Genomic DNA, 20285 nt, shown 5'->3' on the forward strand with positions numbered 1-20285 from the left:
AGGGCAGGGCCGTAGCGGGCAGCTGGGTTTCGGTGGGCTGGCCGGTTACTTGCCGGGCACGCTGCTCAATAGCGGGGCCGACATCATGTCGTCGGTGAAGTTGACGATGGTACCCTGCAGGTTCACCGCCCTGCCCTCGGGCAGCATCTGCCGGGTGCCGTCCTTGCTGATCATAATCCCGTCGGGACGTACAACGGTGCCATTGTCCATGGTGACCGGAGCCGACAAGCGCGACATCTGGCCGGCCTGAATCCGCATGGTAAGGCCATTGCGGCGGGCTACCCCGTCTTTCAGCGCCGGGGCTGATGCAGAAGCTGTGGCGGTCGACGCCGGCGTAGTTTGGGCCAGGACGGGGGCCGCGGGTAGCAGCAGGCTGGCAAGGGCAAGGCAGGCAAGCGGAGCGTAGTGCATGGGGTGGGGTAGGAAGAAGGTCCGGAAAACCGGCCACGGCTGCCGGTACTGCTGCTGACGCGCTTTGCCCGGGAAGGTTACGCGTGGGATTCATGGGCGCGCCGCCGGGCCAGCCAATCGGCGGCCAGGCCTTCGTCGCTGAACAGGCGCACGTGGCAGTCGGCGTTGGAAACCAGTGGTGCCCCATTCTCCTGATCCACGTTGCTTAGGTGGGCCGGCGACATAAGAAACGCCAGGTACACGCGCCCGCCAAGCAGGCCCGTAAGCCGGGGCAGAAAGGTGGTCAGCACCCACTGGGTGGAATCTTCGCTGATGGTACCACGGCGGCGCAGGTCGAGCAGCCAGTAGCGCACTTTCTGGGGAGCCGCTACGCGTAGCGTGGCTTCGTAGCCCTGCTGCACTTCGGCGGGGCTTACCTGCCGCAACCAGCGGCCCAGCAGCGTGCCAAGGTCTTCGCGCAGGGTAAGCTCCACAAAATCGGCAACGGCAGTAACGGTTGGCACGGGCAGCGGCTAAAGGAGTGGATGGGTCTGAAAACCAGGCGGCACAGGGAAGTAAGATAAACAAATCGGGGAATTTTGTCAAACCCGGCAATCAGCTGCTGTATTGGTTGTAACGCGGTTTTAAGACCGTTGAATCGGCCGGCTGCCGGCTAGTTCCCAACCTGAGCTGTGACTTCGGGCCCCGGTTTCGGTTTACCTTTGCCCTGCTTCCTTCCACTGTTTCTGCTTTATGGCTGCTGATACCTCGCTCACGCCCCACGACCCGTACGCGGCGCTACGGATTCCTGATTTTCGTCGGCTTATTTCGGCCCGGGTGTGTTTTACGGTGGCTACCCGCGTGCAGGGGCTGGTGGTGGCCTGGCAGATATTCCGGCTCACCGGCGACCCGCTGGCGCTGGGCTTTATCGGGCTGGCCGAGGCGCTGCCCAGCATTGGCGTGTCGCTCTACGCGGGGCACGTGGCCGACTCGGTAAAGCGCAAGAACATCATCATCGTGACCGTGACGGTGCTGCTGCTGTGTGCGGCGGCACTGTGGGCTTTGTCGTCGCCGGCGGGGCTGCCCTTGCTGGCCAAAGGCTCCTTGTACACGCTGCCGCTCTACGTGGTCATCTTTATCAGCGGTATTGCCCGGGGCTTTCTGGGGCCGGCTTTGTTCTCGTTTATGCCCCAGCTGCTGCCTAGCCGAGATAAGCTGGCCAACGCCATTACCTGGAACAGCACCACCTATCAAGCTTCGGCGGTGCTGGGCCCGGCCATCGGCGGCTACCTGGTGGCCCACCTGGGCGTGGCCAACTCCTACGCTGTGGCCACTGGGTTGCTGCTGCTGGCCCTGGTGCAGTTTGCTGGCATTGCGTCGCGGCCCCTGCCGCCGCGCGAGGGCGAGAAGCTGAGCCTGCAAGAAAGTGTGCTGAGCGGACTAAAGTTTATTTTCAGCAACCAGCTCGTGCTGGCGGCCCTGGCGCTGGATATGTTTGCGGTGCTCTTCGGTGGTGCCGTGGCCCTGCTGCCAGTGTTTGCGGTGGATATTCTGCACGTGGGAGCCGCCGGCCTGGGTCATTTGGAAGCCGCACCCGCTGTAGGCTCAGTACTGATGGCCGTGGCCCTGACTTATTTCCCCCTGAAGCGGCACGCCGGCCGCAAGCTGCTGTGGGCCGTGGCGGGCTTCGGGGCCGCTACCATTGCCTTTGCCTTGTCTACCAACTTCTGGTTGTCGTTGGGCCTGCTGTTTCTGACCGGCGTCTTCGACTCGGTGTCGGTGATTGTGCGCTCCACGCTGATTCACACCTTTACGCCCGAGTACATGAAGGGGCGCGTATCGGCCGTCAACAACATCTTTATCGGTTCCAGCAACGAAATAGGGGCCTTTGAGTCGGGAGCGGCGGCCAAGCTGATGGGCGTGGTGCCCTCGGTGGTATTCGGCGGCATCATGACCATTATCGTGGTCTTATTCACCACCTGGCGGGCCGATAAGCTGCGCACGCTGGACATGACGCCCAAGAAGCCGGAGCCCGAACCAGTGGCCTAGGCCCAAATTATATAGCATAAGTATGTGATAAGAGCGTAGTGGAAACACTATATACTGTAGCTTTGCGCTTGAATTAGGCCGCTTTTGGCAGATTATGGCTTTGCGGCCGCCCCGCGCTATGGCTACTTCCGATGCTACAGATGCTTTAGAAGTCCGGCTTGCCCACCTGCGGGCTACCGACGCGGAAGCCTTTATGGAGGTGCTGTTCCGGGAATTCTACCGGCCCCTGGGCACGGTTATTCAGCGGGTCGTTAAAGACAAGGAAGCCACCGAAGACCTGCTGCAGGACGTGTTTTTGCGCATCTGGAACGGGCGCGACACGCTGGTTATCAGCACCACGTACCGGGCTTACCTGTACCGGGCAGCCTTGAACGCCGCTTTGCGCTACCAGGAGCGGGGCCAGCGCCAGGTAGCCTGGGACGACGCTCCCGCCACAGCCGAGCCGCGCGTTGATAATGCCCTGCACACGCTCTACCAGCAGGAAGCGGAGGATTCGGTGGAAGCGGCCCTTGCTCACCTGCCGCCCCAGTGTCGGACCGTGTTTACCATGAGCCGCTACGAGGAAATGAGCTACCAGGAAATAGCCGATGCCCTCGAAATTTCCCCCAAAACTGTCGAAAATCAGATGGGCAAGGCCCTGCGCATTTTGCGGCAACAGCTCAGCGGCCTGCTCAAGAATCTGTATTCTTTCCTGCTGTAAGGCCCGCTAGAAAATATTTTTTGATGGGGCGTAGGGGTAAGGTCCGGGTCGTGGATCAAAGAGAGGAAAGCAACATTTTCTCTGACCCGAAACCTTACGCTACGGCTATGAAAAACCTTCTCTACTTCGGCTTCCTAACCCTCACCCTCGGCCTGACCAGCTGCGACTGCGACGACGTCTTCCCCGACAAAGTAACCGGCAGCGGCCCGGTAGTGACCGAGAACCGGACCGTGACCGACTTCTCCCGCCTGGAGCTTTCGGTGAATGCCGAGGTGTTCCTGACTCAGGGCTCCAGCCGCTCGCTGCGGGTAGAAGCTCAGCAAAACATTCTGAACGTGCTGCAAACCAACGTGAGCGGCGAGCGGCTGGCCATCAACTATGGTCGGGTAAACGTGCGCCGCCACGAGCCCATCCGGGTGTACATCACCACGCCAAACCTGAGCAGCGTGCATGTGTCGGGCTCGGGCAGCGTGGTGGGGCAGAATGCCTGGCGCATCGACGACCTGGGGCTGAGCCTCTCGGGCTCGGGCGGCATTAATCTGGGGTAGTAGGAGCCCGCAACCTGCGCACCGACATCTCCGGCTCGGGCACCGTGCGCCTGGCCGGTGATGCCGCCCGCCACGAGATGCACCTGAGCGGCTCGGGCGCAGTAGAAACCTTTCCGCTGACCGTGCAGGCCGCCGACGCCAGCATTAGCGGCTCGGGCAGCACCCAGGTTACGGCTGCCGAAACGCTCAATGCCAGCATTAGCGGCTCGGGCAAGGTGTACTACAAAGGTCGTCCCACCATCACGGTGCGCACTTCCGGCTCGGGCCGTGTGGTGGATGCCAACTAAGCGCCGGCAGGACCTTACCCGAAATCCGCCGGGATTCTTCCTGCAATTCCGGCGGACTTTCGAAAATGGACGGGACGATTTTTTGCCGGCCCGCCCGGTATTGTCGGGCCTGGGCCGTCTGCCCGGGTGCAACTGCTACGCTTTACTCTTTTGCCTCTATTAACCTACGTGTCTATATGCTTCGTCTTTTTGCCTTCTTCTCCCTCTTATTTCTGCTGCTGGCACCGGTAACCTCCCGGGCGCAGTCGTCGGGTACGGCTGCTTCCGGCAAGGTAACCGTGAGCGGCTACCTCAAGGATGCCGCCAACGGCGAGGCCCTGGTGGGCGCTACCGTGGTAGTAAAAAGCCTGGGCGTGGGCGCCACGGCCAACGAGTACGGCTTTTACTCCCTGACGTTGCCCAAGGGCAGCTACACCATTACCTACACCTTTCTGGGCTACGAGCCCAGAACGTGACGCTCACGCTCAGCGAAAACGTGACCCGCTCGATACGCCTCGGGGCCCAGGGCGTGCAAACCGGCGAAGTGGTAGTAACGGGTAAAAAGCCCGACGAGAACGTGAAAAGCACGGAAATGGGCACCACCCGCCTCGATATGAAAACCGTGAAGCTCATGCCGGCCCTCATGGGCGAAGTCGACGTGATTCGCAGCATTCAGCTCCTGCCCGGCATCAGCACGGTGGGGAGGGCGCCTCGGGATTCAACGTGCGCGGCGGCGGCGTGGACCAGAACCTGATTCTGCTCGACGAGGCCCCGATTTATAACGCGTCCCACTTGTTTGGCCTCTTCTCGACCTTCAACCCCGATGCCGTGAAAGACATCAAGCTGGTGAAAGGCGGCATTCCGGCCCAGTACGGCGGCCGGCTTTCCAGCCTGCTCGATGTGCGCATGAAGGAAGGCAACTCCCAGCGTCTGGGCGTATCGGGGGGCGTGGGGCTGATTATGTCGCGCCTGGCCGTGGAAGCTCCGATTGTGAAAGACAAAGGCTCGTTTATCGTGGCCGGGCGGCGCTCCTACGGGGACTTGTTCCTCAAGTTTGTGCCCGACCAGAAAGACAACCAGGCCTACTTCTACGACCTCTCGGCCAAGGCCAACTACACTCTGGGCGAAAAGGACCGGCTTTACGTGTCGGGCTACCTGGGGCGGGACGTGTTTGCCTTTGGCAAGGCTTTCAAGAACACCCTGGGCAACCGCACCGGCACCGTGCGCTGGAACCACGTGTTCAATTCCCGGCTGTTTGCCAACGCTACGGCCCTGGTGAGCAAGTACGACTACGGCCTGGGCGTGCCCGAGGGCAACCAGTCGTTTGAGTGGAAGTCCAACATCGTCAACTATAGCCTCAAGGCCGATTTCAACTACTACCGCACGCCCCAGAGCACACTCAACTTCGGCGCCAGCGCGGTGTACTATACCTTTTTGCCCGGGCAGGTAACGCCACTGAGCGCTACGTCCATCTTCCGCCCCATTGCCCTCGACAACCAGCAGGCCGTAGAGTACGGCGCTTATATCGACAATGAGCAGACGTTTTCACCCCGGTTGTCGGCCCAGTATGGCCTGCGCCTGAGCATGTTCGACTACCTGGGCGGCGGTACCGTGTATGAGTACGAAGGACCCAACGGCCGCCAGAAGAACCCAGTGAACCCCCAGCAGTATAGTAGCGGCGAAATCATCAAGCGCTACCCGAACCTGGAGCCCCGGGCCTCGCTGCGCTACGTGCTGACCGATAACAGCTCCCTAAAAGCCAGCTATAACCGCATGGTGCAGTATATCCATCTGGTGTCTAATACTACGGCCTCTTCGCCCCTGGACGTTTGGACGCCGAGCACCAACAACATCAAGCCCGAGCACGCCGACCAGATTGCCCTGGGTTACTTCCGCAACTTCCAGGACAACGCCTACGAGGCCTCGGTAGAGGTATTCGGCAAGCGCATGGACAACCAGATTGACTACATCAACGGGGCCAATACGCTGCTCAACAAGAACCTGGAGGCCGAGCTGCTCTACGGTCAGGGCCGGGCCTACGGAGCCGAGTTCTACGCGAAAAAGAACGAGGGCAAGATGACCGGCTGGATCAGCTACACCCTGAGCCGCTCGGAGCGGCAGATTGACGGCATCAACAACAATAACTGGTACGTCAACAAGTACGACAAGACGCACTACCTCTCGGTGGTGGGCATGTATACCGTGTCGCCGCGCTGGACGGTGTCGAGCACCTTCAGCTACAGCACCGGCATTGCCACCACCTTCCCCGACTCGCGCTACGTGTACCAGGGCCTGGTGATTCCCAACGTGAACGGCGACGTGCGCAACAACTACCGGGTGCCGGCCTACCACCGCCTCGACCTGGCCGCCACCCGGGAAGGCAAAGTTGACCCGAATAAGCGTTGGCACAGCAGCTGGACCTTCTCGATCTACAATGCTTACGGCCGCCGCAACCCCTACAGCATCTATTTCCGCCAGAACGAGGACAACCCGGCCAAAACGGAGGCCGTGCGCCTGGCCGTGTTTGGCACCATCCTGCCCTCGGCGTCTTACAACTTCAATTTCTAAGCTTCGGCCGTAACGATATCCAGCATATGAACCGCATCATCACTTTTCTATTGGCCGCCGGCCTGCTGTCCCTCTCTAGCTGCGTCGACGTGGTGGACGTGGAAATTCCCGAAGGCAAGCCCCTACTGGCCGTGGAGGGCGCAATTACCGACCAGCCCGGCCCCTACTACGTCACGCTTACCAAAACAGCGCCCTACTTCGACGAGGCTGAGCTGCCGCGGGTAAGCGGGGCCGTGCTAACGCTGGAAGACAATGAAGGCAACCGCGAAACCCTGAAGGAAGTCAGCCCGGGCCGCTACGCCACCAGCTCCTTGCGGGGCAAAATCGGCAACCAGTACGTGCTGACCATCAAGGCGGAAGGGGAGGAGTACCGGGCCGAAACCGAAATCCGCCGCACCCCCGAAATTGACAGCATCCGGGCCGAGTTCCGGGCCAAGTCGCCCACCGACGACGAGGGCTACTACATCCTGTACTACGGCAAGGAAACACCCGGCGTGGGCGACTACTACCGCTTTACCGTGCACCACAACGGCCGGCAGCTCAACCAGCCCGGCGACCTTATTGTGACCAACGATGAAATGGTGGACGGCAGCTACATCAACGGCGTGGAGCTCACGGATGAGGAAGGGGTAGGCGGGGTACCCTTCAAGAAAGGCGACAAGGTGCGGGTCGAAATAATGTCCATCCCCCGCGACTATTTCTACTTTCTCAACGAAATGGAAACCCAGATCAACAACGTGGGCCTGTTTGCTACTCCGCCGGCCAACGTGCGGACCAATGTGCGCAACGTGCAGCCCGGCTCCGAAAAGGTGGCCGTGGGCTACTTTGCCGGGCACACGCTGCGCGCCGATTCACTTGTAATTGAGTAGAAACGTGGGTTATAGATAAGCAAATACAAGCTCTATATAGAGTTCTTCTGGAATGAGTGACATCTTTGCGTGACTGTCCACAAGCTGAATAGTGAATTGGGCATTGCCCAAACCCAAAAACGACTAATCAAAAACCACCATGCTCCAGCCTGAAGCCGAGGCGCCCTGGGATTTGCTGGCCAAACACTTGGCTGGCGAAGCCACGCCCGGCGAGTTGGAGCAACTGCGCCGCTGGGTATCGGCCGACCCCAGCGCCTGGGCCTGCTTACCGACGCTACCCGGGCCTGGGAGCGGACCGGCGCCGCTCCCGTGGCTGGCCTCTTTACCGACGCCGATGTGGAAGCCGCCTGGCAACGGTTCCGGCCCAAGATGACCGGAGCCCGCCCCGCCGCCGAAAGCCCGCTGCGGGTAGTTCGGCAAGAGCCGGCAGCACCGGCCACCGAAGCGCCCGAAGCCAAGGTAATTCCGATGCGGCCCAACCCGCTGCCTTCGCTGCTGCGCATTGCTGCCACTATTCTGCTGCTGATTGGGGCCGTGTATGCTTTTCAGAGCTACCGGCGCGAGCTGCTGCCTACGCCGCCCGTCGTAGTGACGGCCGGCCCGCAAAAGCGCCTGCTGGCCCTGCCCGACGGCAGTAAAGTATGGCTGAACCGCCACTCAACCCTGGAATACGCCGCCGACTTCAGCGGCGGCAGCGGCCGGGAAGTAACGCTCACGGGCGAGGCATTCTTTGAGGTACAGAAAGACCCCGAAAATCCTTTCACGGTGCTTTCGGCTGCCTCACGTACCCGGGTGCTGGGCACCTCGTTCAACGTGCGAGCCTACGCCGCCGAAGACTCGGTTGAAGTGTCGGTGGTGACGGGTAAGGTAGCCTTTGCCAGCCGCACCAGCCACCAGGATTCGGTGCTGCTTACCTCCGGAATGCGGGGCGTGCTGCTGGCCCGGGGCGAAGCAGAAATTCCGGTGCCCGTGCGGCAAACCGCCACCGCCGATGCCAACTTCCGGGCCTGGCAAACCGGGGAGCTGGCCTTCGATAACGCCACGCTGGCGCATGTTATCCGCACGCTGCGCACCACGTTCGGTACCACCATCACCGTGGCTGATAAAACCTTGCTGAAGTGCCGCTTCACCGGTACTTTCCGCCAGCCCGACCCAACCCAGGTGCTGCAGGTAGTGAGCGTGGCCACCAATGCTACGATGACCGGTGACGCCACCGATGGGTTTATTCTGGGCGGCAAAGGCTGCGAATAACTGGCAGGCAACCGGCCTGGCCGCTTCAGCATCCTACTTAGTTACAGGCGGCGGTTAGCCGGCCCCGCCGATTCACTTTTGGCCTCACTTTTTCCCGCGGCTATGCGGTATCTGTCTGCTCTGATTTTCTGTCTCGGGCTGCTGGCTAGTTCCGTGGGAGCCCAGCAGCCGGCCACGTTGCTGGCCCGGCGGGTGAGCGTGGCCGCTACCGATGCGCCCCTGCAGCAGGTTCTGCGTGACATTGCCCGCCAAAGCGGCATTCCTTTTAGCTACAGCAGCACCTTTATTCCGCTGCAGAAACGAGTGACGCTACAAACCCAGGGCCGGCAGCCGGTGGGGCGGTACTGCGCCAGCTGTTTGAGAATCGGGGCGTTTCCTATCAGGTTATCGGTGGGCAAATCGTGCTGTGGCGCACCGGAGAAAAGCCGCCTTTCGCCGTGCCAGTACCGGGTAAGCCCCGGGCAGTAAGCGCAACGCCCACAAAGGAAGTGGCGTTTGGGAAAAAAGAGGCGGCAATGCAGCGTGCTGCCTCCGCGGTACCGCCCGCAGCAAACCGCAAGACCACCGTTGCGCAGCTGCCCACATCGGGTTCTGGAGCTGGAAAACCAACAAATTCGCTGAGCTATAAAACTCGCGCAACGGCCAAGCCCGGCCCGGCGACGGCCAGCGTGGGGAAGGCTAATAGCTCGCGCCCGTCGGCTGCGCCCTTGCCGCTGCCAGCAGCGTTGCCGCCAGCAGTACCCGCCCCAGTTACTTCGACAGCTAGCTCAACGAGCTCTGACACAACTACCCAGGAGGCACAGACGGCGCTGGTGCGCTTGCGCCGCAAAGCCCGGGCGGCTACGCAGGCCGCAGCCGGGGCCCTGACGCGCACGGCCCGCCAAACCGGCCGCACAGTAGGCAAGGGGGTGAAACAGGTGGCGGGCGGCGCCAAATCGGTGCTCGACACCGTGGCCGTAGCTGCTACCGAGCTAAGGGAGCCGTTGCGCAAAGCCGGCCGGCTGTTGGAAAGCAAGCTGTCGGGCCCGCTGGCAGGGCGCGCGGTAGAGGTGCAAAGCGGGCTGCCTGGTCGGGACACGGTGCTAACCACCGTACCGGTGCCCGCGCCTGAGGCTCGCAAAACCTATGACTACCACAAGTGGCAAGTCTCCTTCGTGGGGCCGCTGGGCTCCAACTGGCTGCGGAGTGGCCGCAGCGTTAATGATATTTCGCTGAACGTGCTGGCCGGCTATGCGGCCGGGGTGCGGGAGTAGAAGTAGGCGGCTTGGTGAACGTGGTGCGTGACACAATGCGGGGTGGACAAGCAGCTGGCCTACTTAACGTGACGGGTACCGAAGTACAGGGCGCGCAGGTGGCCGGCTTGCTCAACGTAACCGGGGGCTCGGTGCGCGGTGCCCAGTTGGCTGGCTTGGTCAATCTGGTGCGCGACGATGCCCGGGGCCTGCAGGTGGCCGGCTTGGTCAATATTGTGGGTGGAGCGGCCCGCACCCGCCACAACGACGGTCGCCCGGCTCAGGCCCGCCGGCTGCTGGGCTTGCCCCGTCTACTGGCCACCGATCCAACGGCGCAACACCTGGCTGCGCCTAGTGCCATGTCGTTGCCCGGCCCTTTAGTGCAGGCTGCGGGTCTGGTCAACCTGACTGGCACCGATATCCGCGGCCTGCAAACCGCTCCGCTACTGAACTCTGCCCGGCGCGTGGCGGGGTTGCAGCTCGGCTTGGTGAATGTGGCCAAGCACGTTAAGGGCGTGCAGCTCGGGCTGATAAACGTGGCCGATTCGGTGGATGGCGTGTCGTTGGGCCTCATCAACATCGTGCGGCACGGCTACTTGCACGGCGAAGTGTGGACCAGTGAAACCCTGCCCCTAAATGCGGCCCTGAAACTGGGCGTGACGCGCTACTACAGTATACTTTCGGTAGCCTCCCAGCCTTTCGGGAGCCGGGTGCACTGGGCCACGGGCTTCGGCATTGGCACAGCCAGCAGGCCTCACGGGCGCTTTAGCTGGAACCTGGACTTGCTCGACTGGTACTTGCTCAAGCAGCCCGGCACGGAAGGCACATTGTTGTCGTACACGCAGCTACGTCCATCGTTGGTGTGGCAGATTGAGCCCCAGGGACGTCTAGGACTAGTCATTTCTCCCACGCTCAATCTGGGCTTGTACGAAAACGACGGGAGCGGTACCAAGTCAGAATTTGGCAAGAACCAGCTCCTGTTCCTCGATACCACGACGGGTAAAACCCTGGTACGGCTGTGGCTCGGCGGGCAAGTTGGGCTGCGCTTCTAGAAGTAGTTATTGATGCAGGCCATCGGCTCAGCTACTGAAATGCTACCCGAACTGGGCTTACCAACAATATAGGTAACACCGTGCAGCAGTAGAGTCAGCTACAAGACAAGCTGAGCTAGGCCCGCATAGGCACCAGAATAAACGTGCCGCGCAGGCACTGCCGAAAGCCCTGGCGCTGATTGTCGCGCTTCAGGTCGGCGGTGCGGTAGCGGTGGTTCAGGCCCCGCTCACTCATAATCATAATGGTGTAGCCGCGGCTGCGCACCAGGTAGCGGCGGGCATTGGCCGGCTTCACCGGGTCGTCGGTATCGGGACCCGCGCTGCCGGGCATGGCAAAGGCTGAGTCGGAGTAGTGCGCCGGCCAGGTGGTGCGGGCAATAATGTCGTGTACCTGCCAGAGGTGGCGCACCGCGGCGCGAGCCGCAATAGATTCGCCGCAGTGCCGGCAAATGCGGGCATCGGTGAGCATGGCCTGCCGCTTTTGCTGCAGCTCCCGCAGCATCTCGGGCATTTCCGTGGTGCTCCGCCGGGCCCGCACTACTTTGGTTACGGCCGAAAAAAGCTCCCCTTCGCTCACGCCATACTTGTGCTGCAGAATATCCAGCGTGTGGGCGCTGAGCATTCCGAAGCCGAGCAAATCCTCAAGGTCGGTGAGCAGGGTGGGCATGGAAGAGCTATAAGCAGCAGCCCCGCCGACAAGTTCCGTTTCCGGAAATGCCAGCGGGGCTGCTTGGTATCAGGGCCATGACCGGCGCTATTTCTGTGCCGTCGGCCTGGAAACTTTCTTTACCTCAGGCTTGGGGTTCGAGCGGGGCGTCATCCGGTTTACGCTGGGCTTGGCGTACTCCTCAAACCAGTCCTGCATCAGGGCCAGAGCTTTGGGCGAGAACGTGGGCTGCTGCTCCCCGTTTACCAGGGGCCATTCGGCCTCGTCGGGCTGGAAGGCGTGGTTTACCCCGGCCAGCTTGTAGGTCTTCACGCGCCGGTTGCCTCCGGCTTTGAGACCCTTGCTCAGAATAGCCAGGTTTTTGGTCGCCGCTACCTGCAGGTCTTCCACACCGTTGAGGGCCAGTACCGGGCATTTCACGGCGGGCAGCTTCAGCTTGGGGTCGAAATCGAGGTAGTAGCGGTACCAGGGCGAGGTAAGCTGGGCAGCGCGGGCCCGGGCCATGTTGGGGTCAATGTCCACGTTGTTCATCCGAATCATGGCCGCGAGCTTGCCCCGGGCCTGGTTGCTGTTCGGCGTCTGGCGGATGATGTTGATCATCTTGTCGTGCAGCTTCAGGGCCGCATCCACCTGGGTAGCGTTGCCGCCAATCATGCGCATAATCTCAACCTGCTGCCGCCGCAGAATGTCGCGCCCGGGCAGGCCGTAGCCGGCCAGCGACACTACGAAGTCAGGCCCCTTGGGCTCGGTAGCGGCCAGCAGGGCAATGTTGGCTCCTTCGCCGTGCCCAATCATGCCTACATTCTTCTTGTCGATGCGGGGCCGGGTGCGCAGATAGTTCATGGCCGTTTCGGCGTCGGTCATCTGGTCGGCGGTGGTAGCTGCTGCGTACTTACCGCCCGACTTGCCCACGCCCCGGTCGTCGTAGCGCAGCACAGCCATGCCGTGCCGGGCCAGGTAGTCGGCCAGAATAGCAAACATCCGGTAATCTTCCTGCTGGGCGGCATCCCGGTCCTGCGGACCCGAATCCGACACGAGTACCACGGCCGGAAACGGGCCGTTGCCGTTGGGCATAGTGATGGTAGCACCCAGGCAGAGGTCGGTTTTGTCGTTGGTAATAATCACCTGCTCGGTCTTGTAGGGCTGGGCAGGCTTGAAAACCGGGGCGCTGACCACCGGGGCCGCGTCCTGCACAAACTTGACCTCTTCCTTCAACCCCGGCTGCTCCCAGGTGCCCGTCATCGACTTACGGTCCTTGCTCAGCTTGCCGGTGAAGCGGCTGCCGGCCTGCTCGATCTTGAGCAGCACGTCGTTGTCGGTCAGGCTCATGTCCACGGGCATGCGGCTCACCTTCTGCTTGGGCACATCCAGGGCCGCGTAGTAGGTGCCGCCCGTTAGGGGTACGATGGTAATGATGAGCTCCAGGCTGCCGCCGGGTACTTTCAAGGGACCCTTCCATTGCCCGCTCAGGGGCGTCGGCTCACCACCAGCTGCCATGCTGACTGCGGGCAGTAGAGAAACCCCAAGAAGCAGTAGAGTGACAAAAATTGTGTGTAAATAATTCTTCATAAAGTCCTGTTATGGGGCGGCAATGAGCTTGTTGCAGAGGCAACAGGCTTCGAAAATACCAAACTTACGTCAGACTTGCCGTAGAAGATTCAGGAGCTCAGCCCTACCAATACGTGGGCGTCGGTGGCTAGTAGAGGCAGCTTCTTGTCCGTGAAGAGCATGGGCAAGCGGAGGAAGATGATATTGTAAAATTTATATATTAAGCTTGGCTGCCTCTTTTCGCCGATTCTGCCACAATTCTGCGCACCCGATCCTGCTCCGGCGCATCTTCCCGGCCCACCAGGCCCGGCACCCCCAGGGCAAGGCTGCACCATATTAATAAGGAGTAAGCGGGAGGCTGATTATGCCTGGACAAAAAAAGAGCGGGCGGAGAAATACTCCGCCCGCTCCTGAGAAAATCTGGCTGTCAGGCCGCGCTTAGTTGAAGATGTAGCGCACGCCCAACTGGCCCTGCCAGCGCGAGGTCAGCGAAGTCACGTCCCAGGGGTTGGTCCGGGTGGCAACGCTTCTGGGGAACGAGAAGGTCGGCTGCGTGTTCACGCCGGTCGACTCTACGCGGAGCAGCTCCAGGGCATTGTTCTGCACCGAGTACTGGTGGCCCCAGTCGTTGTTGAGCAGGTTGCCTACGTTGATAACGTCGAAGGTTACCTGGATGGTGTTCTTCTTGCCGCCAGCCTGGAAGTTGAAGTCCTGGGCTACGCGCAGGTCTACCTGGTGCGTCCAGGGCAGACGGGCTGCGAAACGCTCGGCGTACTGCCCACGGTGGCTGCGCAGGTAGGGGTCGTTGTTGATGAAGGCTTCCAGCTGATTCTGCACTTCGGCCAACGTGCGGGTATCGGTCGTTACCAGCTTGATTTCGCTGGCGTCGCGCACGTCGCGGGGAATATAGATCAGGTCGTTGCCGGTGTTGCCGTCGCTATTCAGGTCGGTGCTGTTACCGTACACATACGTCAGGGGCTGACCCGACAAGCCTTCGTACACGGCCGAGATGGTGGTAGCCAGCTTGTCGGAAGCGTAGTGGAAGGTGTAGCCGGCCGTAGCCAGTACCCGGTGACGACGGTCGTTGAGCGAGAAGCTCAGCTCGGGTTGTTGGGGTCGGTGATGATCTGGTTGAAGCCGAAGTTTGAGGAAGCCGTGGTGTTGAAGCCGCTGTTGATTTCCTTCGACTTACCGTAGGTGTAGGCCACCATCGTGTTCAGGCCATCGGCAAACTGCTTCTGGAGCTGACCCGTCAGGTTGTAGCGGTAACCCTGGTCGGTGTTCTTCAGAATGTATACGTTCGTGAAGTTGGCATCGATGCGGCGGGCGGCGCCGCTGGCGTATACCGGGCGCTTATCGGGGCCCACCAGGTTGCCGATGGGACCAGCCAGGTTAGCATCCTGATAGTAGATGTCGTTCAGGGTTTTCGAGTACATGCCTTCGAGTGTGGCAATAACGTCGCCGGGCAGGCGGAAGTCTACGGCCAAGTTCGAGCGCCACACCTGGGGCAGCTTGAAGTCCTTGGCCAGCACGTTGATCTGAGCCGTTTTCGAAGCACCGGCGCTGTACGTGGTCGGGATACGCTCCACGTTGGTTTCAATTGTCGACAGGTACTTCGGGTTGTTCGGGTTGTTGGTGTTGTTCGCCGTGTTGTTGATGTCGAGGTTACCCTGAATCATGCCGCTGTTGGAGTAGCTGTTGGCAATCCAGACGTACGGCACACGGCCCGTGAAAACACCCGTACCGCCGCGCAGCTGCACTTTGGCGTCGTTGTTCAGGTCGTAGTTGAAGCCCAGACGGGGCGCCCACAGCAGCTGGCCGTTGGGCACGTTCTGCGTGTTGATGTCGCCGTACTTGTCGAAAGCGGGCTGGTTGTCGACCAGGGGTTATACACCGGCTTGTCCAGGAAGATGGGTACGTCGAGACGCAGGCCGGCCGTCAGGCGCAGGTTTTCGAGCACGGAGTACTGATCCTGCACGTAGAAGCCCAACTGCATGGCTTTGAAAGCGGCGGCCCCGTCGCTGCCGTTGGTAGCGTAGGAAGCCTGCACGCGGGTGGCCTTGTCCTGGTAGAAGTTCTGCAGCGAGGTGAAGGTGTAAGCCCCGTTGCCGTCGGCAATAAACTGGTTGCGGAACTTGAAGCCTTCGTTGTGCGTGCCCAGCGTGACGGTGTGCTTGCCAAACGAGGCGGTCAGGTTGTCGGTTACTTCCACGATGTCCTGGTTCAGGCTGTTCAGAGCCGAGCTACGCTCCGTACCGAAGAGGTAGGTGTTGCCGTTGTCGGCAATGCTGAAGGCCGGCAGCAACGTGCCGCGCGTGTTCCGACGGTCCCGAATGCGGCTGTAGCTTACCAAAAACTTGTTGGAGAAGCGGCCGAAGCGGCTGTTGAGTTCAGCTACCGAGCTGTTGGTCACGTTGCTGAAGCGGTAGCCGTTGTTGCCGAAGCGGAAGTTGATGGAAGTGCGGGTGATGTTGTCGGCAAAGGCCTCCACGTAGTTGTGGCGCAGCGTGAGCTGGTGGTTGGTCGACAAGTTGAAGTCCAGACGGCCAAACACCTTGTTGCTTTCCGTGCGCAGAATCTCCTCGTCGGTGCTGCCCACGTCGTAGCCGTAGCGCTGCTTGGCGTAGGCGGCAATGCCGGCCAGGGTCGTTGGGTTGATGCTCGAGGACGAGGTGCCGGGCGTGAAGCCCAGCGGGGTGCTGGCGCGGGCAATTTCGCCGTTCAGGAAAAAGAAGACCTTGTCGCGCACCACGGCGCCGCCAATGCGGAAGCCGGTCTGGTAGTTCGAGAACTTGTCGGCCTTGGTGCGGGGTTCAGTTACGCTCTTGCCGATGGTGTTCTGGTTACGACCAAAGCCGTAAATCGAAGCCGACAGATCGTTCGAGCCCGAGCGGGTTACGGCGTTGATGCCGCCGCCGGTGAAGTTGCCCAGCATCACGTCGTAAGGCGACACGACTACCTGGATTTCCTGGATAGCGTCGAGGGCAATCGGCTGGGTGCCGGCCTGTCCGCCGGGCGTAGCGCTGGGAGCCAGACCAAACACGTCGTTGTTCACGGCACCGTCGATGGTGATGTTGTTGTAGCGGTTGTTGGAGCCGCCAATCGAGCTGCTGCCGCCGCCGTTGGCCTGGGGCGTGAGGCGCACGAAGTCGTTCAACGAGCGGTTCAGGGTGGGCAGGCGCTGGAGCTGCTCCCGCGAAATGCGGGTTTCCGAGCCCATGCGGCTGGCGTTCATGATACCGTCGCGGCGGGCGCTAACCACTACTTCGTTCAGTTGCTCCGTAGCTTCGTTCAGGTTGATGTCGAGGCGCAGGTTCTGGCCCAGGCTCAGGTACACGCCTTCCCGGGTAATGTCTTTGTAGCCGATGTAGGTTACACGGACGCTGTAAGGGCCGCCGACGCGCATGTTCTGCAGGTTGTAGCGCCCTTCCGAGTTGGTGGGGGCAATGTACTGCGTATTGGTAGGAGCATGAATGGCAATGATGGTTGCCCCGGGGAGCTCGGCCCCTTCCTTGTCGGTGATGCTGCCGCTCATGGCGGCGGTAGTGCTTTGCGCCATGCCCAACCGCACTGACAGCAGCGTCAGGAACAGCAACACTAAATGGCGTAATCGTAAGTTACTCATAAGTAAGCGGTTATTTGAAAAATCCCTTTTTTTTAAGGGGCCGCAAAGGTAGAAGTTGTTTTTTGTTTTTGCACTATGCTGATATAATTAACCTGCTTGCTGTGTCGTATCACATTAGTTATCAGTAGTAATAGGCGTTTTAAATAATTTTAAAAAGGTTTTTATGCCTTGAATGGTTGGTTTGAATGCTGCAAATGAGCTATGTGGGTATTGTATTATTATAAGCTAGTTTATTAGATTAAGTGTAAGCAAGTCTTGCGCTTTGCCCCTGAAAAGGCCATTTGTTGTCGTTATCTGCTGCTTGCCTGGCCAGGGTATTAAATAGTGCGGCAGTCAGGCAAGTGATTGGGCAGCAGGCTAAACAAAATCAGCTCCGGCTCACTGGATGGAAAGCCTGCTTCAGGGCAGTAGCTCGGCTTCGTGGTGGCTCGGTCAGCAACAAGGGCACTTGGCTTAGCCTAAGCAAGGGCTACTCCTGCTGCCTGGGCTGGCATGCAGTTGTTGGGCTGGTTTAAATAAGCGTTTTGGTAAGCTTCTGCCGAACCTATAGATGTAGAGTTGGAAGTAATTTCGGTCTGGCACTGGCCTTGGGGTCCTAATCCGCCGTACCTTCGCAGGTCTAATTGCTGAGGCGGAAACCTTCCCGGTTGCTTCGGCTGTTTAAGCTTTCTATGGCCAAAGAATCTTTGCAAGTAGCCGCCCCCGCGGCCGACCCGATTGACCAGCTCGACCCCCGCGAGTTCATTCTGATTAAGAATGCGCGGGTGCATAACCTCAAAAATCTCAGCGTGGCGCTGCCGCGCAACAAGTTTATCGTCGTCACGGGCCTTTCGGGCTCGGGCAAGTCCAGCCTGGCCTTCGACACGCTCTACGCCGAAGGGCAGCGCATGTACGTGGAAAGTCTGAGCTCTTACGCCCGGCAGTTTCTGGGTCGCATGGACAAGCCCGACGTGGACTATATCCGCGGTATTTCGCCGGCCATTGCCATCGAGCAGAAGGTCAGCATCAAGAATAACCGCTCCACGGTAGGCACCAGCACCGAGATTTACGACTACCTCAAGCTGCTCTTCGCCCGGGTGGGCCGCACGTTTTCGCCCGTCAGCGGCGAGCAGGTACGCAAAGACACCGTGGCCGACGTAGTCGACTACCTCTTTGGACTGGAAGACGGCGCCCGTGCTACCATTCTGGCCCCGCTGCTGCCCTCCGAGGAAGGCCGGCCTATGAGCAAGGAGCTGGATTTGCTCCTGCAGAAAGGCTACAGCCGCGTGGTCATCAACGACGACGAAACCGCCTTTATCGAGGACCTTATTGGCGAAGGCAAGCCCGAGGTGAAGGGCGCGGTTTACATCATGATTGACCGGGCCGTTATCCGCCCCGGCGACGAAGACCTGCAGTTCCGCCTGTCGGACTCGGTGCAAACGGCGTTTTTCGAAGGCCACGGCACCTGCCTGGTCCGCTTGGACAACGAAACCCGCACCTTCTCCGACCGGTTTGAGCTCGACGGCATGGTGTTCGAGGAGCCCAACGTCAACTTCTTCTCCTTCAATAACCCTTACGGCGCCTGCCAGACCTGCGAAGGGTTCGGCTCGGTGCTGGGTATTGATGAGGACCTAGTCATCCCTGACAAGAGCCTGACCGTGTACGAGGGTGCCATTGCCCCTGGCGCACCGACAAGCAGAGCGAGTGGCTGAAGCCCCTGCTCAAAAACGGCATCCGCTTCGACTTTCCCATCCACCGGCCCTATAACGAGCTGAGTGAGGCCGAGCGAAACTTGCTCTGGAAAGGCAACAAGTACTTCGAGGGTCTCGACCAGTACTTTAAGTGGGTGGCTACTCAAACCCATAAGATTCAGTACCGCGTGCTGCAAAGTCGCTACCGGGGCCGCACCACCTGCCCGGACTGCCGTGGCACCCGCCTGCGTAAGGATGCCCAGTACGTTAAAATCCAGGATCAGAGCATCACCGACATCGTGCTGCTGCCCATCACCAAGGCGCTGGACTTCTTCGAGAATCTGGCCCTAACGGAGCACGAAATGAAGGTGGCTGAACGCCTGAGCACGGAAATCACCAACCGCCTCGGCTACCTCAACCGCGTGGGCCTGGGCTACCTGACTCTGAACCGCCTGAGCAGCACGCTCTCGGGTGGCGAGTCGCAGCGTATTTCGCTGGCAACTTCGCTGGGTTCGGCCCTGGTGGGCTCCATGTACATTCTAGACGAGCCCAGCATTGGGCTGCACCCCAAAGATGCCGAGCAGCTCATTGGCGTGCTGCGCTCCTTGCAGAAGCTCGGCAACACCGTTATTGTGGTGGAGCACGAGGAGAAGATGATGGAGGAAGCCGACCAGATCATCGACATCGGGCCCGAAGCCGGCAGCGGCGGCGGCCACCTGATGTTCCAGGGCACGTATCCCGAGATTCTCAAGAACACGACCACCTATACCGGCAAGTACCTCAGCGGGGCTATGGAGGTGAAAGTACCCCAGATCCGGCGGCCCTGGCGCAACGCGCTGGAGGTAACCGGGGCCCGGGAGAATAACCTGAAGAACGTCAACGCCAAGTTCCCGCTGGGCGTGATGACCGTGGTAACCGGCGTGTCGGGCTCGGGCAAATCGACCTTGGTGAAGCGCATTCTGGCCCCGGCCGTAGCTAAGCAGCTCGGCGGCGGGCAGGGGAGGCCACCGGCAAGTTTGACCGCCTGATGGGCGTGCAGGGCCAGGTGTCCCACGTCGAGTTTGTCGACCAGAACCCCATCGGCAAAAGCAGCCGCTCCAATCCGGTGACGTACGTGAAGGCCTACGATGCCATCCGGACGCTGTTTTCGGATCAACCCTTAGCTAAGGCCCGGGGTCTGAAACCTTCCCACTTCTCCTTCAACATCGAGGGCGGCCGTTGCGAGGTGTGCCAGGGCGAAGGTCAGGTCAAGATTGAAATGCAGTTCATGGCCGATATCTATTTGACTTGTGAAAGCTGCGGCGGCCGCAAGTTCAAGCAGGATATTCTGGACGTAAAATTCCAGGACAAGGGCATCGACGAAGTGCTGGAAATGACTGTGGCCGACGCCGTGGAGTTTTTCAAAGGCCAGCCCAAAGTAGCCGAGCGCCTCAAGCCGCTGGATGATGTAGGCCTGGGCTACATCCGCCTGGGGCAGTCGGCCAATACCCTGTCGGGCGGGGAAGCCCAGCGCGTGAAGCTGGCTTCCTTCCTGACCAAAGGCGCCACCCTGCAACAGGACAAAATCCTGTTCATCTTCGACGAGCCCAGCACCGGCCTGCATTTCCACGACATTGCCAAGCTGCTTAAGGCCCTCAACGCCCTGATTGAGCAAGGCAACTCGGTGCTCATTATCGAGCACAACATGGACATCATCAAGTGCGCCGACTGGATTATTGACCTTGGCCCGAGGGCGGTACCAACGGCGGCCACCTGCTGTTTGAGGGCACGCCCGAGGACATGCTGGCCCATAAGGACACCAACCACACGGCTCGTTTCCTGGCCGAAAAGCTGTAAGCCCAACTGCCCGG

General features: G+C 60.5%; 19 protein-coding genes and 2 pseudogenes. 14 read left to right on the top strand and 7 right to left on the bottom strand.

The genetic code is table 11. The features are described from left to right. Positions 1 to 45: 45 nt before the first annotated feature. Complete coding sequence (locus tag MUN79_RS07885; protein ID WP_244677170.1) at positions 46 to 411, bottom strand: DUF6799 domain-containing protein; 366 nt, start codon at positions 409 to 411, stop codon at positions 46 to 48. A 77-nt stretch (positions 412 to 488) separates the two neighbouring features. Then, on the bottom strand, positions 489 to 914 hold the full coding sequence (locus MUN79_RS07890; RefSeq protein WP_244677171.1) for a hypothetical protein: 426 nt from the start codon (positions 912 to 914) through the stop codon (positions 489 to 491). Between the two features lie 229 nt (positions 915 to 1143). Between MUN79_RS07890 and MUN79_RS07895 the strand changes: the two genes are divergently transcribed. From MUN79_RS07895 to MUN79_RS07950, 13 genes and pseudogenes are all read left to right on the top strand, one after another. Next, positions 1144 to 2439, top strand: coding sequence for an MFS transporter (locus tag MUN79_RS07895; RefSeq protein ID WP_244677172.1), 1296 nt, complete (start codon positions 1144 to 1146; stop codon positions 2437 to 2439). Between the two features lie 118 nt (positions 2440 to 2557). Next, positions 2558 to 3139 (top strand): RNA polymerase sigma-70 factor, encoded by a 582-nt coding sequence (locus MUN79_RS07900; protein WP_244677173.1) that lies wholly within the window; start codon positions 2558 to 2560, stop codon positions 3137 to 3139. 107 nt (positions 3140 to 3246) lie between these two features. Next, positions 3247 to 3687 carry a GIN domain-containing protein gene (locus MUN79_RS29925; protein ID WP_262923010.1) on the top strand — a complete coding sequence of 147 codons (441 nt, stop codon included), beginning with the start codon at positions 3247 to 3249 and terminating at the stop codon, positions 3685 to 3687. Positions 3688 to 3698: 11 nt separating this feature from the next. After that, a pseudogene (locus tag MUN79_RS29930) lies at positions 3699 to 3974 on the top strand (GIN domain-containing protein); the annotation flags it as partial. Between the two features lie 176 nt (positions 3975 to 4150). After that, positions 4151 to 4429 (top strand): carboxypeptidase-like regulatory domain-containing protein, encoded by a 279-nt coding sequence (locus tag MUN79_RS07910; protein ID WP_244677174.1) that lies wholly within the window; start codon positions 4151 to 4153, stop codon positions 4427 to 4429. Further along, entirely contained in the window at positions 4426 to 4707 is a 282-nt protein-coding gene (locus tag MUN79_RS07915) for a hypothetical protein (RefSeq protein WP_244677175.1), read from the top strand. The genes MUN79_RS07910 and MUN79_RS07915 overlap by 4 nt, the downstream gene beginning before the upstream one ends. Further along, the gene (locus tag MUN79_RS07920; RefSeq protein WP_244677176.1) at positions 4677 to 6521 is read left to right on the top strand and encodes a TonB-dependent receptor plug domain-containing protein; all 1845 of its coding nucleotides are present in this window, start codon (positions 4677 to 4679) and stop codon (positions 6519 to 6521) included. Before MUN79_RS07915 ends, MUN79_RS07920 begins: the two co-directional genes overlap by 31 nt. 26 nt (positions 6522 to 6547) lie before the next feature. Further along, positions 6548 to 7390 carry a DUF4249 domain-containing protein gene (locus tag MUN79_RS07925; protein ID WP_244677177.1) on the top strand — a complete coding sequence of 281 codons (843 nt, stop codon included), beginning with the start codon at positions 6548 to 6550 and terminating at the stop codon, positions 7388 to 7390. 139 nt (positions 7391 to 7529) lie between these two features. Further along, a complete protein-coding gene (locus MUN79_RS07930) occupies positions 7530 to 7763 on the top strand; it encodes a hypothetical protein (RefSeq protein ID WP_244677178.1) in 234 nt (77 codons plus the stop codon). Next, entirely contained in the window at positions 7700 to 8641 is a 942-nt protein-coding gene (locus MUN79_RS07935) for a FecR family protein (RefSeq protein ID WP_244677179.1), read from the top strand. The genes MUN79_RS07930 and MUN79_RS07935 overlap by 64 nt, the downstream gene beginning before the upstream one ends. Positions 8642 to 8743: 102 nt before the next feature. Further along, complete coding sequence (locus MUN79_RS07940) at positions 8744 to 9109, top strand: hypothetical protein (RefSeq protein ID WP_244677180.1); 366 nt, start codon at positions 8744 to 8746, stop codon at positions 9107 to 9109. A 344-nt stretch (positions 9110 to 9453) separates the two neighbouring features. Further along, positions 9454 to 9894, top strand: a complete 441-nt coding sequence (locus tag MUN79_RS07945) for a hypothetical protein (RefSeq protein ID WP_244677181.1) — start codon at positions 9454 to 9456, stop codon at positions 9892 to 9894. Between the two features lie 68 nt (positions 9895 to 9962). Continuing rightward, positions 9963 to 10925, top strand: a complete 963-nt coding sequence (locus MUN79_RS07950) for an LA_2272 family surface repeat-containing protein (RefSeq protein ID WP_244677182.1) — start codon at positions 9963 to 9965, stop codon at positions 10923 to 10925. Between the two features lie 115 nt (positions 10926 to 11040). Here the strand turns inward: MUN79_RS07950 and MUN79_RS07955 are convergent, their stop codons facing one another. The 5 genes from MUN79_RS07955 to MUN79_RS07975 all read right to left on the bottom strand — a co-directional run bounded on the left by MUN79_RS07955 (position 11041) and on the right by MUN79_RS07975 (position 16765). Next, on the bottom strand, positions 11041 to 11592 hold the full coding sequence (locus tag MUN79_RS07955; protein WP_244677183.1) for a hypothetical protein: 552 nt from the start codon (positions 11590 to 11592) through the stop codon (positions 11041 to 11043). A gap of 87 nt (positions 11593 to 11679) precedes the next feature. Continuing rightward, positions 11680 to 13089: an alpha/beta hydrolase family protein gene (locus tag MUN79_RS07960; protein ID WP_244677184.1), complete on the bottom strand. Its 1410-nt coding sequence runs from the start codon at positions 13087 to 13089 to the stop codon at positions 11680 to 11682. Between the two features lie 489 nt (positions 13090 to 13578). Continuing rightward, on the bottom strand, positions 13579 to 14142 hold the full coding sequence (locus MUN79_RS07965; protein WP_244677185.1) for a hypothetical protein: 564 nt from the start codon (positions 14140 to 14142) through the stop codon (positions 13579 to 13581). A gap of 95 nt (positions 14143 to 14237) precedes the next feature. Beyond that, positions 14238 to 14969: an outer membrane beta-barrel protein gene (locus tag MUN79_RS07970; protein WP_244677186.1), complete on the bottom strand. Its 732-nt coding sequence runs from the start codon at positions 14967 to 14969 to the stop codon at positions 14238 to 14240. Further along, the gene (locus MUN79_RS07975) at positions 14915 to 16765 is read right to left on the bottom strand and encodes a TonB-dependent receptor (RefSeq protein ID WP_244677187.1); all 1851 of its coding nucleotides are present in this window, start codon (positions 16763 to 16765) and stop codon (positions 14915 to 14917) included. Before MUN79_RS07975 ends, MUN79_RS07970 begins: the two co-directional genes overlap by 55 nt. Positions 16766 to 17436: 671 nt before the next feature. Here MUN79_RS07975 and uvrA point away from each other — a divergent pair. Then, positions 17437 to 20271 (top strand): annotated as a pseudogene (uvrA, locus tag MUN79_RS07980) (excinuclease ABC subunit UvrA). Positions 20272 to 20285 lie beyond the last annotated feature (14 nt).

The organism is Hymenobacter cellulosilyticus (assembly GCF_022919215.1).
In the GTDB taxonomy this organism is placed as follows: Bacteria; Bacteroidota; Bacteroidia; order Cytophagales; family Hymenobacteraceae; genus Hymenobacter; species Hymenobacter cellulosilyticus.